The following is a 14,689-nucleotide window of genomic DNA, read 5'->3' on the forward strand; positions in this document are numbered from 1 at the left end:
GCGGGTACCGCCATCGCTGGACTCCTTGATTTCAATGGCACCCTCGTGTCACTCGATCACGGACTTCACAATGGCCAAACCAAGACCTGAGCCGGGCATAGAGCGAGCTTCGGCTGAACGATAGAAGCGCTCGAAGACCTTTTCTCGCTCCTCTGGCGGGATACCAGGACCTGAATCATCCACGCGCAAACGGACTTCATGCTCACTGATCTGCTGCATGGATACGCGCACAGTTCCGGTGGCCGGCGACCACTTTGCGGCATTGTCCATCAGGTTCAAGGTCGCACGACCAAGAGCAAACGGGTCCCCCTCCAACACCCACGGGATAAACCGGACACGGAACTTCACGTCAGGGCGGCGTCGTCTAGCGCGCGCAAGCGAAGATTCCAGCACTTCCATCAGAGCGACCGGCTCCGGCGCTTTCTCATTGGCGTCCCCACGGGCCAAATCCACAAGATCACCGATGAGGGCAGAAAGCTCCGACATCTGCGACATCACGTCATCTTCAAGATCACGTCGATCTTTTTCGCTGATGCCGCATCCGCCGCCGGACTTGTTCATCATCAGGAGCAGCTCAATATTCGTACGCATCGACGTAAGCGGAGTCTTCAGCTCGTGACCAGCATCAGTGACGAACTGTCTCTGTTGAACACGCGACTGCTGGAGTGCTTCCAGCATCTGGTTAAAGGAGACGGTAAGCTGCGCCATCTCGTCGTTGTTCACGACCTCAATTGGCCGTAGGTCGTTGGTCTGCGTAACGTAGTCCACCGCACGCTTGAGACGAGAGATAGGCTGCATACCGGTCTTTGAGGCCACCATGCCGGCAAAGATAGCCAACAGAACACCCAGTGCAACGATCACCAACAACATCGAACCGATTGCAGAGATCAGCTCTTTAGTCTCCGCAAGATCGCGAGCTAGGACAACAGTTGAGTCCAAGTCGTGGCGGATGGCCAAGATGCGTTCGCCGCCAACGGTCCGAACGGAAGATTCGGTGTGATCATCAATTTTGCGGAACTCGCCGCCAACAGGAATCGCGTCACCGTAGGTAGAACTCCGAGATTGAGACGAAACTGCAACTCGCGTTGAGGGGTTGTATAGCTTGAATTGTGCAATTTCTTGATCAATTGTCTCGATGAAGCGCGGGTCCTGGCTTTGTTGGATCAAGACGTCGGCCTGCTGCGCAAGCTGCTTGTCGACGGTCGCCGTTAACGAGGTTGACACAGTCCAATAGGTCACCAGCGTCATTAAGGCAACAGACACAGCCACCACTAGGCCAGTAACGAGCGAAAGGCGCCACCGCAGTGGCGCCCGAGAAGCCCAACTTCCCCTACTCCCAGCAATCTCGGAGACTGGGGACGGTTGTTCTTGATCGGAAGCCTCCACGCCTGGCGTGGGCTTCCTCAGAATCACGTTCTGTTCTCCCTAAGCACGTAACCGACGCCGCGCACGGTATGGATTAGGCGAGGCTCACCGCCCCCTTCAGTCTTCTTGCGCAAGTAGCCGATGTATACCTCGAGCGCATTTCCGGAGCTAGGGAAGTCATATCCCCACACCTCTTCGAGGATGGTGTTTCGTGAAAGAACCTTGCGGGGACTTTCCATCAACAGCTGCAGAAGCGCAAATTCCGTGCGGGTCAAAGAGATCGCACGCTCGCCACGTTTAACCTCGCGGGTATCTGCATTGAGATGCAGATCCTCAAAGGAGAGCTGGGTTTTGGATGCTGTCTTCACGCCAATCGAATTAGCAGCAGCGCGGCGAACCAAAGAACGCACGCGAGCCAAAAGCTCCTCAAGCGCAAAAGGCTTTGGCAGGTAATCATCAGCACCAGCATCGAGACCTGCGACACGGTCAGAGACACCATCGCGTGCTGTCAGAACCAAAATCGAACGGTCCCAGCCTTCGCTGCGCAGCGTACGGCACACCTCGAGCCCGTCCATGTTGGGCATCATTACGTCGAGGATCAAGAGCTCAGGGTTGTCACGATGAACGGTCTCGACAGCTTCAACACCATCGCTAGCAATCAGGACATCGTAGCCATTAAATCTGAGAGAACGCCGAAGCGATTCACGCACGGCTTGCTCATCATCTACGACAAGAATTTTCATAGATTTAATTATGAACTATTTTGTGGGATTTTCGAAACGTAGGCCATATGCTCCCCATACACTCCCGCAAAGCAACGCAAGGTGATACCCCGCCTGAAGCGACGAAGAAAGGTCAGAGTAAATGGGCACAATAAAAGCCCGCACGATTTAGCATTTAATCTGCTAAATGGCGCGGGCTCGAAATTCAAAGTGTTCCTTTATATAGGATTACTCCAAATTAGAACTGCTCTACGTCAACCAGGCCGAGCTTTGCAGCCTTGACCAGACGACGCGGGATGCGCACGGTCTGGCCATCGATGGTGACTTCCTGGAGGGCGACGTTGTCAGCCTTCCACTGGGAGCGGCGTGCACGGGTGTTCGCACGGGACATCTTGAACTTAGGAGTTGCCATTTTCTTCTATCCTCCTTACGCGTTCTTCTTCTTGCGACGAGCCATGGCACCGAAGCGCTGGTTGAACTTCTCAACGCGGCCTGCGGTATCCATAACGCGCTGTGCACCAGTCCAGAACGGGTGGGACTCAGCGGTCACGTCAACGACGATCAGCGGGTACTCGTTGCCATCTTCCCACTCAACAGTGCGGTCGGAAGTAGCAGTGGACTTGGTCAAGAACGAGTGGCCGGTACCGGCATCCTTGAAGACCACCGGGTGGTAATCCGGGTGGATATCCTTCTTCATATTTATTCCCTCAGGGTTGAAACTACGGGTCGGTTCTACGCTCTTTTGCCTGGCAAAGCCCTAAAACTTGCAACTTACTTACAGTAATCGGCGGCGCAGATCGTGCCCGAGTTGGGATGTGCAGATTAATAAACGGCGTCAACTCCTCCGCCCCTGCTGGGCGCAGACGTCGACAACTCGGAACATATTACACCCGACCAGCAACTTTCCCAAACCCCGGATCGTGTCCCCAAAACCGTGTCCCAAAAAGATGAAAACCGTGTCCTAAAAGAGATGTTGAAACGAGTGGAAACGATTCGGTGCTAACAACTAGTGAGTGTTACAAAGCCGATTATTCACATCAACCACACCCGTTAACAATGCTAAAGCCCAAGCTCCGAGCCGAAAGAAACTTCCGGTGCACCGCAAGCCGGTAGCCACAGGGGCGATTAGGTAATTTGCGCCTTGGGCTGTAAGATTTCCCCTTGCTGTTGTCAAAGTATACGTTTTACGCCCCGTCTACTGGTGTTTGACGGTCTTGCCCTCCAAGCTCAACCTCACTTTCCGAGCGCTGCGCCTCACCGCAGATAGGCATAACCGTCAGTAGCCACGATGTGGGCGGCTAGGAGAAAGAAGACCCATGTCGGCTATTTGCCAGGTAACGGGCCGCAAGCCGGAATTCGGCAAGCAGGTCTCGCACTCGCACCGCCGTACTTCGCGCCGTTGGAACCCCAATGTGCAGCGTCGTCGCTACTACCTGCCCTCCGAGGGCCGTACCATCACCCTGAATGTCTCTGCAAAGGGCATCAAGATCATTGACCGCGATGGCATCGAGTCCGTCGTCGCCAAGATTCGCGCACGTGGGGAGAAGATCTAAAGATGGCACGTAATGACATCCGTCCAATCATCAAGCTGAAGTCCACAGCGGGCACCGGTTACACCTACGTGACCCGTAAGAACAAGCGCAACAATCCGGATCGCATCTCTTTGATGAAGTTCGATCCGATCGTCCGCAAGCACGTCGAATTCCGCGAGGAGCGATAATCTATGGCTAAGAAGTCGAAGATCGCCAAGAACGAGCAGCGCAAGGAAATCGTCGCCCGCTACGCGGAGCGTCGCGCTGAGCTCAAGGCCATCATCAAGAACCCGAACACCCCGGACGAGGAGCGTCTGGATGCACAGTTCGAGCTGAACCGTCAGCCGCGCGATGCTTCCCGCTCCCGCATCCGTAACCGCGACGCAGCCGACGGCCGCCCACGTGGTTACCTCCGTAAGTTCGGCCTGTCCCGTGTCCGTATGCGCGGCATGGCTCACCGTGGTGAGCTGCCAGGCGTTCGTAAGTCCAGCTGGTAAAGGGGTAGTTGCACAATGGCTATCAAGCGCAATAACCAAAAGAAGTTCCGCATGGAACAGACTCGTCGCCCGAAGAAGAACCCGCTGAAGGCTGAGGGTATCGAGACGGTCGACTATAAAGATGTTAAGACCCTGCGTCTGTTCATCTCCGACCGTGGCAAGATCCGTTCCCGTCGCGTAACCGGTCTTACCCCACAGCAGCAGCGCCAAGTCGCTACCGCTGTGAAGAACGCACGCGAAATGGCTCTCCTGCCGTTCACCGCCCGCTAAATCAGTAGCTGGGTTTCTCAACAGCGCACTTTTGCCGCTGGCAAGTGTGACACGGTAAAAGAACCTACAAAGCCGCTTGGCTTTCAACAATTCTCGTTGAAGGCTAGGCGGTTTTGTTTGTTTTCATTTGTTCGTTTTAACCGGCACGCATTGAGGCCAATGCCTTACTTAGCACCATGCAAAAGGGCAATAATTACAGATTCTGCCATCAGCCCCTTTCGAGTGAGTGATAGATTGGTTCTATCCAACAACCCATTACATTGAAAGGGCTCTTCATCGCATGCCACTGCACCAATCACTGGCTGATCTCAGCGAGTTGGCTGCGCACTGCCAATCCCCTGCCACAGCCCGCGGTCTTCTAGCTGAGGCCCAGGACCTGTTGCGCAACTCGCTCGATCACCGCGCAGACGAGCTTGAGCTGGCTGCCTGGTTCTCGCGTGTTATTACTGACATCGTCCGCTCCCCTGGCGTTTCCAGCCCAGTCCGCCTATCTGGCCCGGCTGCTCGCGGTGACGCACTGCCCTCGATGGTTGTCACTTGGCTAGGTGATGATTCTGAACTAGAGTCCATCATCAGCGATGCCGGACTCAAAGGCTCTTCTGTAGCCGAATCAACGGCTAGTCGTGCCGACGCCGGTCTTCCACTAGGCGCGGGCAGCGAAGCCGAGCTCCTCAGCGCTGCACTGGACCAACGCCCGCCGGTACTGCGCCTCGTAGATGGTTTGCCCGACAGAAATGCACCTGTGGATGTGCAGGCAGGTCTACTCGCCCCCATTGCGGCCATCGCTCGCTGGGCAGCACCCGCCCCACGCCCCACCCCAGACCGCTTAGCAATCGGCGTGGAGCGAGAGTGTCTCGAAGCCTCCGAGGCTGAGGCCTTAAGTCTTTCCTGGGGCACAGGCATTGCATTGGAGCTGCGCAGGTGGCGCGACGGCGTCGACAGCCACAGCGCTGTCTTGGAAGATCTGCCGCCCTTGGACCGCACCGCCTATGGTTCGGCATGCCGAACTGTCTCCGCGATTTTTGAGTCCATCACTCAACGGCACCCCGAATATCACCCAATCACCAAATAATTAGTTGCTTCGCATACTAGCGAGTACACTTAACTGGCTTTATGAATTAACATTCATTCCAACGAAAGGAGGCGTCCTACCATATGGCTGGAACTGTAGGTAGGCCGCGCAAGAACAGCCCGCGCCGCCGTGGAGCGACTGCCCGTGAAGAAATCCTCGATGCATCATCCGAGCTCTTCACCACGCAGGGCTTTGCTACGACCTCGACGCACCAGATCGCTGATGCGGTCGGCATCCGTCAGGCCTCGTTGTATTATCATTTCCCATCCAAGACGGAAATCTTCTTGACCCTCCTGAACTCGACCATCGAACCTTCTTTGGAACTCGCTGAAGAACTCGCGGCTTCCGATGCATCCGCAGAACAACGCCTGTGGTCTTTGGTCGCTGCCGAGTCGCGACTGCTGTTGACCAGCGCTTGGAACGTCGGCCGCCTCTACCAGCTGCCGGTGGCAAATTCTCCGGAGTTCTCGGAGTATCACGAACAACGTGACGCCCTCCAAGGCCACTTCCGCGCTATCGCCGCCTCCATCGTTGGCAAGGATGACCCCCGCATCGAGCTCCCCTTCCACATCGCACTCTCTGTGATCGAGATGCGCCCAAATAATGGCACGCCTCCTTTCGACGCATCGCAGCGGGTTCCAGAAACTGCCGCCATGCTTGCCGACGCCGCGCTAGCCGTTCTCGGTGCAAAGGTTCCGGACAACGCAGAAGAGACCACTCTTGAGCTGCTCAAGAACCGCCACGACTCCATCTCCTCTGCCGCTGCTGCTGCCGCGGATCATAAGAAGAAGTCCAGCAATTAATTAGTGTGTGCAGCGTGGTGCTGCCAAGCAAGCACCTATCGCTGCCAGTAGTCGTTCCAGGTGACGCTTTCTACGGCCACGTTGTCTTGGTAGACGCGCAGACCGTCAGCATTGACCACGATGGAAGAAGGATAGGCATCAACCTGGTAGGTGCCTTCGTGACCTTCGGCGGGCAGCTCCAAGGTGCCACCGAACATATCGGAACGGTAGGTAGCGCCGCCCGAGTTGCCGCAGACAACGACCTTGCCGTCATCACTGGTGCCGGCAAGGATGAGGTCCTCGCCCGCGGTGCATGAGGCATAGCTTCCGGACCAGCCACGGTCAGTTAAAATGCCGCCACTAACCGTGGACTTATCGCGCCCGTGGTCGTAATGTTCTTCCGGGTTAGGCGCTGTTTCCGTCACGGTTACTACGGAGGGGCTTGGGCTTTCTTTGGTGCTAGACGCTGCGGAAGTCGTCTCTGCCGTAGCGGCAGTTGATTCCACTGGCTTAAATTCCTGCTGCGCAGTCTGCTCAGTTTTCTCGCCACCCCACCCGAGCAAGAAGAATGCAGCGGCGGCCACGATTGCGACGAGAATGACGATTCCGACGACGATAGGCACCATGCCAGACTTATCTTTTTGCTGTGGATACGGATAAGTCATAGTGTGAGCCTTCTTTTTCAGGGTCGATACGAGAAATACTCTAGATGCTAGGTGCGCTAGTCTTCCTAGCACTTAACGATAGCGCTGAACCGCATAGTGAGCCAAGCAGTTCTTATAGGGCTTATATACCGCTTCCCCATCTTCTTTCAGGTTCTCAATCAGACGGTCGATCTTCTGATTGGTCTTCTTCTCAGTCCAGCCAAGCGCCTGCGCTAGCTCGCGGATTGTGGGGATATTGGCATCCGTGGCGCCCGGCGCGCGAAGGTAACTTGCCAGTTGACGCAGCAACAGCTCCTGCTCGTCATTCGGTACGTGGCGGGTACGCGTCTGGTCCCTGCTTTCATCCAGTGGACGCGGGGTGCGACGAACCATGTCATTGTTTTGAACGTCGATGTGAATCTCATACACGCAATCTGGCGTGGTGAATGTTACGGCGGTCGGCCCTGGCGGAATGGGCGACAAGCCGCGCGGACCGACCTCGATGCGCGAATGCGAGCGAACATTGCGCTGGCTTATATAAAGAGGAATATGGCGGCCCACGTTGGCGAGCATCCAGCCTTGACCGGAGTACCACAGCTGGAATAGCTGGCGGTGGAGGTCCAAATCCTCAGCGCCTACTACAAAGTCACCAGCACGGCCTACTATGAGCTCGTCTCCCGGGCCCATCCGGTGTATCTGCCCGACCAAATCATTGATCTGAAGCCATGGTCCAGAGTTTGCCGGCGAGCTGGCATTGGGCTGCATAGATGAGACGCTTTCGAAGTTGAGGATAGATGGATAGGGGGATTTTTCAAAAGTCCATACTAATACCTACAAGCGCGAAAGTTAACTGGTTACTAGCGCAATCGTAGTGACGGCAATAGCAAGGATGATGAGAATCGTCGCTGTAATCATCAACGCATTGTTGTTGTCCTTCTGCGGCCGCGCGAGCTGCGCCGGCCGAGCAGGCTGTGCCGGCCGAGCAGGCTGTGCCGGCCGAGCAGATTGAACCTGCTGAGGCAGTTGCGCAGACTGAACGGGGCGCGCTGAGGGCATAGACGCGCCCGGATTGATTCCTGATCTAAACGGCGCATTACTAGAACCGCCATAAGAAGGCACCGAACCCATCGCGGGGTTGCTCCAATTCTGCGCACCTCCGGCGAGGTTATGTGCGCTGCCCATTCCAAAGCCCATGGCGGGAAGCTGGCCGCTTGCCGGATAGTTGGTTGCTTGGCTTTCTGGAACTGCGGATCGCGCATTAAGTTCGGCTCCACCTTTTCCACAGGCCTCCAATGCGTCAATGAACTGGCAGGCTTCTGAGTAACGCTGATACGGAGTGTTATCCAGTGCCCGTTCCATAACTGCATCAATCTGCTGAGTGGCCATTGCCGCCTGTGGATCAAGCCGTGCCATGATAGCCGGGGTGCCCATCGCCGGGACTGTGCGCTTTGCACGCCAGGCAGAATCCGGCATCATCTCTTTAAGGTGATACATGGTCAGCATCTCAAACGCGATGAGTGCTAGCGCATAGTTATCACCTGAAAAGGATGCTTCTTGCCCGCTGTAGTCACGGGAGTTACTTTCCGGCGAGGAGTAGTTTTCGGTTCCGATGACGTTACCGATAGCAGTCAGGCGCGACTGCCCCTCCGAGATCGCGATACCGAAGTCGCTCAGAACGCTATAACCGCTATCGGTGGGCCGGCGGCGTAGCAAGATATTGGCCGGTTTTACATCCCTGTGAATCCACCCATCCGGGCGCATCGAATGCATCTGGTCCAGTGCTTTGGCCACGGGGCGCAAGTACTTGACGACGTCGCTGATGCTAAATCCCGGCTCGTTATTATGGCGACGTTCACGGATGAGCTCTTCCAACGTGCCGCCTTCGAAAAGCTCCATCTCGAAGCCAAGATTGCCATCGTTATCGGCCAGCTTCTTATTTATGTGCGTGACATAGGAGCTATGGATGGCCGCCAGCGCCTTCATTTCATTGTGGAAGCGCTTGAGCCCTTCTTCGTTGTGTAGCTCCGGCAACACCGTCTTGATTGCAACGTTGCGCCCTAGATCAATATCGGTGGCTGCGAAGACGGTTCCCATGCCGCCGCCCCCGATGCGCCGGACGTTTACGTATCCTTGACGCTCCAGCCAACTCACTACACGGGAATCATTCACGCGTATATTTCATCACACCCGATGCAAATGCAGATCTTCAGAATCACCCTATCTACCCCGCTTATGGGGTAGCATATCCGCTCGTAGAAGACAGACGCTAGTGCTAACTACTCAAGCATCGAATAGTTTCTGCCTGCAGTTATTTCCTATCGCCGATTACTTTGCCGAAGGATGCAATGACCAACCCTAACCAAGGCCCAAATCACTACCCTTCGCTGCCCCCGAATATGTACTCGGGCGCGCAGTCGCAATCCCGATTTGGCGAGCAGAATCCCTTTACCAACCCAAATGTCCGCTACCAGTCGACGCAGCCGAGGGGTTTTACAGCGCCCGCCGCGCAGCCCTCGCGAAACTGGGTTCCGATCCTATGCATCTTGGCAGTCATCCTGGCCATGCTGATTGGCGGCGGCGTGGTCTGGGTGGATAAGAGCGACGAGGCTCAGCAGCCACCTGTCGCTCCAGCACCGCCGTCGACGGAGGTTGCGGAAGAACCCGTCACGAACACGGAAGAAACCGAGTCTGGTCCAACGCCTACCCAGGTTTCTTCTTCCCCGGCGCAGAATAATTCGCCGCGCTATCAGCACAGGCAGCAGCCGCGCCAGCAAACCCACACCGCTACGCAGCGCGAGGATTATCCGGCAGGGCTTAGCGCCAAAGGCTGGGACGGAATCCCCGGCGCGCAGTGCAACGGCGGCGAGGCCGTGTACGCAGCCAAGAAGTCCGCACCATCAGCACACATCGTCATCTGTGACGAAGGCTCCGGCTTGGTCTACCGCGGCAGTTGGTCCAGCGGCCCAGCCGTTGGCACTGCCTCGGGAAGCGGCACCTCCTACACCGCTACATTCAACAACGTCAGCCAGCTGCTGATTAATGGCAGCGAGTTCACAATCGTCCCAGACAGCACCTCTTCTGACTACAGCCAGCGAGACACCGGCCAGTTCAGCACCGTCTGGAGCGCCAACTAGCAAGCCGCTTTAGGCCACTTAACCTTTGCACCTGCGAATTCGGTGGCCAATGCACTGAGCATTTGTTGCGCCGAGCCATAGGCGCCGCTTGGCGACGTCGCGTAAATAGCAACTGCAATCTTCTCGCCACTGAGCTCTACCGTGCCCATCTGCCGTGCTTCATAGGCGCCCGAAGTATCTGGGCCCCAACCGCCCTTAAAAGATGAATTATCGAGACTGCCTAAGCCATAGCTTTGGGCAGGATCAGAGGAAGCCATAGCAGTGAGCACCCCGCTGCCCTGTGCGATACAACCCAACTGCCCCATAAAGCGCGCTTGATCAGCAACTGTCCATTGGGTCTGTCCGAAAGCGGAGAACCCCGGACGCGTAATCGTGGGCTGTACCTGTACGTCTAGCCCCGTTTCAGCCAGAACCGCGCTCGCAGCACTAGCTGCGGACTGTCCTCCACCAAGGGATTGCCAGAGATTTTCTGCGGCTGCATTATCGGAATAGGTAATGGCCTGAGAAATCATCGAAGGATCTGCCGAACCAGCGCGCTCTGCGGCAATGGCCACCGGCACCTTCGAGGTAGACCATGCGGCTCGCGGTTCAGAAATACCAGCGCTATAGATCTTGTCTTGACCAGCAACGGCAATTCCTGCGGTACCGCCGTACTTGCTTTCCACGTCTTGTACGATCTTCTGCAGTGCTTCCTGGACGTTCTCCCCCACTGGAGCAGGAGCTGGGTCCTTGTCAGACTTTCCATCATCGCCTTTAGCATCTGCATCGGGCACCATCGTCTGCCCGCTCAAAGTGGGGCGTGGGTCCACATCCGTGCTGGTAGTCATGCTCACTTCCGCTCTTTCCTCCACATCACCGATAGTGCAGGCGCTTGCGGTCAAAGCCACGCATAGAAGGCCTAGGCCGCACAGGTTCTTTTTCTTCATCTAGTTGGGTCCTGTCTCTCTGCCGAAGCTGATTAAACGATGTACACAATGGCGTTGTTGCCGCCCGTGCAGGTGACATATTCGCCGTTGTCACGGCAATCCATCGTGTAGGTGATGCCAGTAACCGGGCTATACGCGGTGATGACCGCGTTATATTCCTTGGTAGATAGGTAATGCTCTACGTATGCATCGCGGACGGCGCGCGCGAACTCAGGAGAGGTCATCGTGGAATCACGGTAGACGTTGTTCAGGTCTCCGCCCGCAGCTCCAGACATAGCTGCCTCGTTTGCGGCCACCGCACCGGCCGGAAGCGAGGGATACGCTGGGCGTTTCGGAACCTTGGCCGCTTCTTCGGTTGGTGGCGCCTCGATGGTCGTTGCTGCAGAGGTTGTCAGTATCGGGCTGGTGTTCTTCTCATCGCTGCCGCTCTTAAGAAGGAAAAATGCCAAAGCAGCGCAGAGCGCGATGACGGCAAGCACAATGAGAGCAATGATTGCCCACCTCGCACCGCTCGACTGCTTTTCTTGGTACACCGGCGCCGCCTGGCTGTAATCCGCAGAACCATACTCAGGACCATACTGCTGACCGTATCCGCCTTGCGCATAGTACGGCGCGGAGTCACCAACAAATGGTGAACCCATGTTGGACTGCCCGTATTGGCCGTTGTCCTGCGGCGGGTACCCCTGCTCTGAGTAGCCTTGCGGGAATTGCTGTTGTGGTTGATCCGCCGCGTTCTGCCCGTCCGACTGTATTGCCCAAGGGTTGGTATTGGGTGCTTCGTTTGCGCCTTGGTGGGGGCCAAAGCCATTGTTTTCGCCAGACAAAACGGTCTCCTCTATGCAGGGATACGGTAATTACTTAGATTTCTGATTATGACACACGCGTGCCCTTCGACCAGCTAATTTTTGTGCCGAACTCCCCCGAAGTAGGCGGATCTGGGGAAATTTCCTTGGCAGTAGGTGAAGTAGCCAAATCTTCGGTTACATTGTCACTATTGCTATCACTGCTTATGTGATTCGCCACCGTCTTTGTTGAGGAAAGGCCGTTTTAGAATTCCCTATGACGAACTATCCAGGTTTCGGCTCGCAGCCTAATAACTCGCGTCCTAATTCATCGCCCCAGTTAGGCTACCCACAGTTTTCTGCGCCACAATCATCGCCACAATTTGGTTGCGGATCTTTTGTCCCCGGTACAAACCCCACGCACCCACCATCGGCTACGCAACCTAATAACTTCGGCGCGCAAATGCCAGCGCACAACGGCAAAGGATTGATTAGCGGCGCAATCATAGGTCTGATTGCTGCCTTCCTCTTCCTCTCCATTGTCTTAGGCGCCGCGGCATATTTTCTGCTGTCAAAAGACGCTCCAGACGCCCCAGCAGACACGGTGTCGACGCCAACCTCAACTGCGTCAACGACCATGAGCGACATTCCATCCGAAAACGTCTAAAGGGGCCCAGCAATCATAAACTGCCAGGCCCCTCAGCTAATTAGCGCTGCGCCTAATTAGCGGCGCAACCTACTAATTCGCGATAGCGAATTAGTGGAAGAAGTGACGGGTACCGGTGAGGTACATCGTTACGCCAGCCTTCTTAGCGGCCTCGATGACTTCTTCGTCACGGATGGAACCGCCTGGCTGCACAACAGCCTTGACACCAGCGTTGAGGAGAACCTCCAGGCCATCTGCGAACGGGAAGAATGCGTCGGAGGCGGCAAACGAGCCGCGTGCGCGCTCGGCGCCATCCTCGGCTAGGGCGTTAGCGCGCTCGACGGCGAGCTTGGCGGAGTCAACGCGGTTGACCTGGCCCATGCCCACGCCCACGGAGGCGTTGTTCTTGGACAGCAGGATGGCGTTGGACTTCACAGAGCGGACGGAGCGCCATGCGAACTCAAGCTCAGCGAGGTCAGCGTCGTTGAGCGGCTCGCCGCAGGCCAGCGTCCAGTTCTCCGGCTTATCGCCCTCGGCCTGGTAAGTATCCGGCTCCTGGCACAGGACTCCGCCGGAGATGTGCTTGATTTCCTCTGCTGGAGCCTCGTGCTCGGCAACGAGGATGCGGAGGTTCTTCTTCTCCTTAAGGATATCCACGGCGCTATCCTCGTAGGACGGAGCGACGATGACCTCGGTGAAGATGTCCTTGACCTGCTTGGCCATCTCGACAGAGACCTCGCGGTTGACGGCGATGACGCCGCCGAATGCGGAGAGCGGGTCGCACGCATGCGCGGCGCGGTGTGCCGCAGCGATGGACTCATCAGACACGGCGATACCGCACGGGTTGGCGTGCTTGATGATGGCAACACACGGACGCTCATGATCCCAGGCGGCGCGCCACGCGGCGTCAGCATCCTGGTAGTTGTTGTAGGACATCTCCTTGCCGTTCAGTTGCTGCGCGTTAGCCAGGCCCTTACCGGAGCCATCGCGGGTAACGGTGGCCTTTTGGTGGGAGTTCTCGCCGTAGCGCAGCGTCGTGGTGGCGCCGCCCTCGGTGAGCTGGTCCACGAACCATGCGGAGACGGCCGCGTCGTAGTCAGCGGTATGCAGGAAGGCGTCGCGAGCAAGAGCGCGGCGCTCCTCGAGGGAGAAGCCACCGTTCTTGGCAGCTTCAGCGACGTCGCCGTAACGAGCCGGGTCCACAACGATGGCCACGGATGGGTGGTTCTTCGCAGCAGCGCGGACCATGGATGGGCCTCCGATGTCGATCTGCTCAACGCAACCATCGAAGTCAGCGCCGGAGGCAACGGTCTCACGGAATGGGTACAGGTTTACAACAACCAACTGGAAAGCCTCGACGCCCAGCTCCTCGAGCTGCGCGAGGTGATCCGACTTGCGGGTATCAGCCAGGATTCCAGCGTGGACCTTCGGGTGCAGCGTCTTCACGCGGCCTTCGAGGCACTCTGGGAAGCCGGTGAGCTTCTCCACTGGGGTGACGTTGATGCCAAGGTCTGCGATCTTGGCAGCGGTGGAACCGGTGGAAACAATCTCAACGCCAGCTGCGTCGAGGGAACGAGCAAGGTCCTCGAGTCCGGTCTTGTCGTAGACGCTGATCAGGGCGCGCTTGATTTGCTTACGGTCATCGCTCATAGTGCGGAGAAAGCCTTCCTAAAAGTTTTAGAGCTGAATCGAAATGGTTTTGTCGGATTCCTGGGAAACCTGGGCGGAACGCAGGACCTTAACAATGAGTTGGCGTTCGACCACCTTGATGCGTTCGTGCAGGCTGGCCTCATCATCGTCAGCGCGGACCGCTACGGGTTCCTGCGCGATGATGCGACCGGTGTCTACGCCGGCATCGACAAAGTGGACGGTGGAACCTGTGACCTTCACTCCGTATGCCAATGCGTCGCGGACGCCGTGGGCGCCCTTGAAGGATGGCAACAGTGCTGGGTGGGTGTTGATGGTGCGACCCTCAAAGCGGGACAGGAAGTCTGCGCCCAGGATCTTCATGAAACCAGCTGAAACAACAATGTCTGGTTGCGCAGCATCCACTGCGGCAACCAGACGCTTATTCCATTCGGCGCGGTCTTGGCCCATCCCCACTACTTCTGCGGCAATGCCTGCGGCTTGGGCGCGCTCGATTCCCTGGCAAAGCACGTCAGCGACGACCTTGACCACACGATAGTTCTCATCCTGTGCATCGATGATGGCTTGCAGGAGTGAGCCGGTTCCGGAAACCAGAACCACGATTTCATTCGGACGGGAGTTACGGGCGTTTTCACCTTGTGGCTGATGCTGTGAAGTCACGGCACTTAGC

General features: G+C 56.8%; 19 protein-coding genes. 8 read left to right on the forward strand and 11 right to left on the reverse strand.

All coding sequences use genetic code 11. From position 1 onward, the window contains the following. Positions 1-48: 48 nt before the first annotated feature. From CHU71_RS09025 to CHU71_RS09040, 4 genes are all read right to left on the reverse strand, one after another. Complete coding sequence (locus tag CHU71_RS09025; RefSeq protein ID WP_255456426.1) at positions 49-1,413, reverse strand: HAMP domain-containing sensor histidine kinase; 1,365 nt, start codon at positions 1,411-1,413, stop codon at positions 49-51. After that, positions 1,410-2,108 (reverse strand): response regulator transcription factor, encoded by a 699-nt coding sequence (locus CHU71_RS09030; RefSeq protein WP_147760857.1) that lies wholly within the window; start codon positions 2,106-2,108, stop codon positions 1,410-1,412. The genes CHU71_RS09025 and CHU71_RS09030 overlap by 4 nt, the downstream gene beginning before the upstream one ends. A 217-nt stretch (positions 2,109-2,325) precedes the next feature. Beyond that, positions 2,326-2,499 carry a 50S ribosomal protein L32 gene (gene rpmF, locus CHU71_RS09035; protein WP_005530148.1) on the reverse strand — a complete coding sequence of 58 codons (174 nt, stop codon included), beginning with the start codon at positions 2,497-2,499 and terminating at the stop codon, positions 2,326-2,328. Between the two features lie 15 nt (positions 2,500-2,514). After that, on the reverse strand, positions 2,515-2,784 hold the full coding sequence (locus tag CHU71_RS09040) for a type B 50S ribosomal protein L31 (protein ID WP_005530151.1): 270 nt from the start codon (positions 2,782-2,784) through the stop codon (positions 2,515-2,517). Positions 2,785-3,403: 619 nt separating this feature from the next. Here CHU71_RS09040 and rpmB point away from each other — a divergent pair. The 6 genes from rpmB (at position 3,404) to CHU71_RS09070 (ending at position 6,261) form a co-directional block, all read left to right on the forward strand. Beyond that, positions 3,404-3,640, forward strand: coding sequence for a 50S ribosomal protein L28 (gene rpmB, locus CHU71_RS09045; protein WP_046646348.1), 237 nt, complete (start codon positions 3,404-3,406; stop codon positions 3,638-3,640). A 2-nt stretch (positions 3,641-3,642) separates the two neighbouring features. Further along, on the forward strand, positions 3,643-3,807 hold the full coding sequence (gene rpmG, locus CHU71_RS09050) for a 50S ribosomal protein L33 (protein ID WP_005530156.1): 165 nt from the start codon (positions 3,643-3,645) through the stop codon (positions 3,805-3,807). A gap of 3 nt (positions 3,808-3,810) precedes the next feature. Next, positions 3,811-4,116: a 30S ribosomal protein S14 gene (gene rpsN, locus CHU71_RS09055; RefSeq protein WP_005530158.1), complete on the forward strand. Its 306-nt coding sequence runs from the start codon at positions 3,811-3,813 to the stop codon at positions 4,114-4,116. A gap of 21 nt (positions 4,117-4,137) precedes the next feature. Beyond that, positions 4,138-4,386, forward strand: coding sequence for a 30S ribosomal protein S18 (gene rpsR, locus CHU71_RS09060; protein WP_034657238.1), 249 nt, complete (start codon positions 4,138-4,140; stop codon positions 4,384-4,386). Positions 4,387-4,666: 280 nt separating this feature from the next. Beyond that, entirely contained in the window at positions 4,667-5,458 is a 792-nt protein-coding gene (locus CHU71_RS09065; protein WP_147760858.1) for a hypothetical protein, read from the forward strand. Positions 5,459-5,541: 83 nt separating this feature from the next. Continuing rightward, positions 5,542-6,261, forward strand: coding sequence for a TetR/AcrR family transcriptional regulator (locus CHU71_RS09070; RefSeq protein WP_147760859.1), 720 nt, complete (start codon positions 5,542-5,544; stop codon positions 6,259-6,261). A 35-nt stretch (positions 6,262-6,296) separates the two neighbouring features. Here CHU71_RS09070 and CHU71_RS09075 read toward each other — a convergent pair whose 3' ends face one another. The 3 genes from CHU71_RS09075 to CHU71_RS09085 all read right to left on the reverse strand — a co-directional run bounded on the left by CHU71_RS09075 (position 6,297) and on the right by CHU71_RS09085 (position 9,053). Further along, positions 6,297-6,905 (reverse strand): hypothetical protein, encoded by a 609-nt coding sequence (locus CHU71_RS09075; RefSeq protein WP_100087231.1) that lies wholly within the window; start codon positions 6,903-6,905, stop codon positions 6,297-6,299. A 72-nt stretch (positions 6,906-6,977) separates the two neighbouring features. Further along, complete coding sequence (locus CHU71_RS09080; RefSeq protein ID WP_005530168.1) at positions 6,978-7,649, reverse strand: hypothetical protein; 672 nt, start codon at positions 7,647-7,649, stop codon at positions 6,978-6,980. A gap of 81 nt (positions 7,650-7,730) precedes the next feature. Next, the gene (locus CHU71_RS09085; RefSeq protein WP_147760860.1) at positions 7,731-9,053 is read right to left on the reverse strand and encodes a serine/threonine-protein kinase; all 1,323 of its coding nucleotides are present in this window, start codon (positions 9,051-9,053) and stop codon (positions 7,731-7,733) included. Between the two features lie 176 nt (positions 9,054-9,229). On the opposite strand from CHU71_RS09085, the gene CHU71_RS09090 reads away from it, so the two are divergent. After that, on the forward strand, positions 9,230-10,018 hold the full coding sequence (locus tag CHU71_RS09090; protein ID WP_114976076.1) for a hypothetical protein: 789 nt from the start codon (positions 9,230-9,232) through the stop codon (positions 10,016-10,018). Here the strand turns inward: CHU71_RS09090 and CHU71_RS09095 are convergent. Both CHU71_RS09095 and CHU71_RS09100 read right to left on the reverse strand, forming a co-directional pair. Then, complete coding sequence (locus tag CHU71_RS09095) at positions 10,015-10,845, reverse strand: hypothetical protein (RefSeq protein ID WP_236593762.1); 831 nt, start codon at positions 10,843-10,845, stop codon at positions 10,015-10,017. The genes CHU71_RS09090 and CHU71_RS09095 overlap by 4 nt on opposite strands. A gap of 131 nt (positions 10,846-10,976) precedes the next feature. Next, positions 10,977-11,768 carry a hypothetical protein gene (locus CHU71_RS09100; RefSeq protein ID WP_110333443.1) on the reverse strand — a complete coding sequence of 264 codons (792 nt, stop codon included), beginning with the start codon at positions 11,766-11,768 and terminating at the stop codon, positions 10,977-10,979. Between the two features lie 421 nt (positions 11,769-12,189). On the opposite strand from CHU71_RS09100, the gene CHU71_RS09105 reads away from it, so the two are divergent. Beyond that, the gene (locus CHU71_RS09105) at positions 12,190-12,393 is read left to right on the forward strand and encodes a hypothetical protein (protein ID WP_046646340.1); all 204 of its coding nucleotides are present in this window, start codon (positions 12,190-12,192) and stop codon (positions 12,391-12,393) included. A gap of 90 nt (positions 12,394-12,483) precedes the next feature. Here CHU71_RS09105 and purH read toward each other — a convergent pair whose 3' ends face one another. Together purH and purN are read right to left on the reverse strand one after the other, a co-directional pair. Then, a complete protein-coding gene (gene purH / locus CHU71_RS09110; RefSeq protein ID WP_046646339.1) occupies positions 12,484-14,022 on the reverse strand; it encodes a bifunctional phosphoribosylaminoimidazolecarboxamide formyltransferase/IMP cyclohydrolase in 1,539 nt (512 codons plus the stop codon). 27 nt (positions 14,023-14,049) lie between these two features. After that, positions 14,050-14,679: a phosphoribosylglycinamide formyltransferase gene (gene purN / locus CHU71_RS09115; protein ID WP_147760862.1), complete on the reverse strand. Its 630-nt coding sequence runs from the start codon at positions 14,677-14,679 to the stop codon at positions 14,050-14,052. Positions 14,680-14,689 lie beyond the last annotated feature (10 nt).

It is taken from the genome of Corynebacterium sp. LK14, assembly GCF_008042215.1.
GTDB lineage: Bacteria > Actinomycetota > Actinomycetes > Mycobacteriales > Mycobacteriaceae > Corynebacterium > Corynebacterium striatum.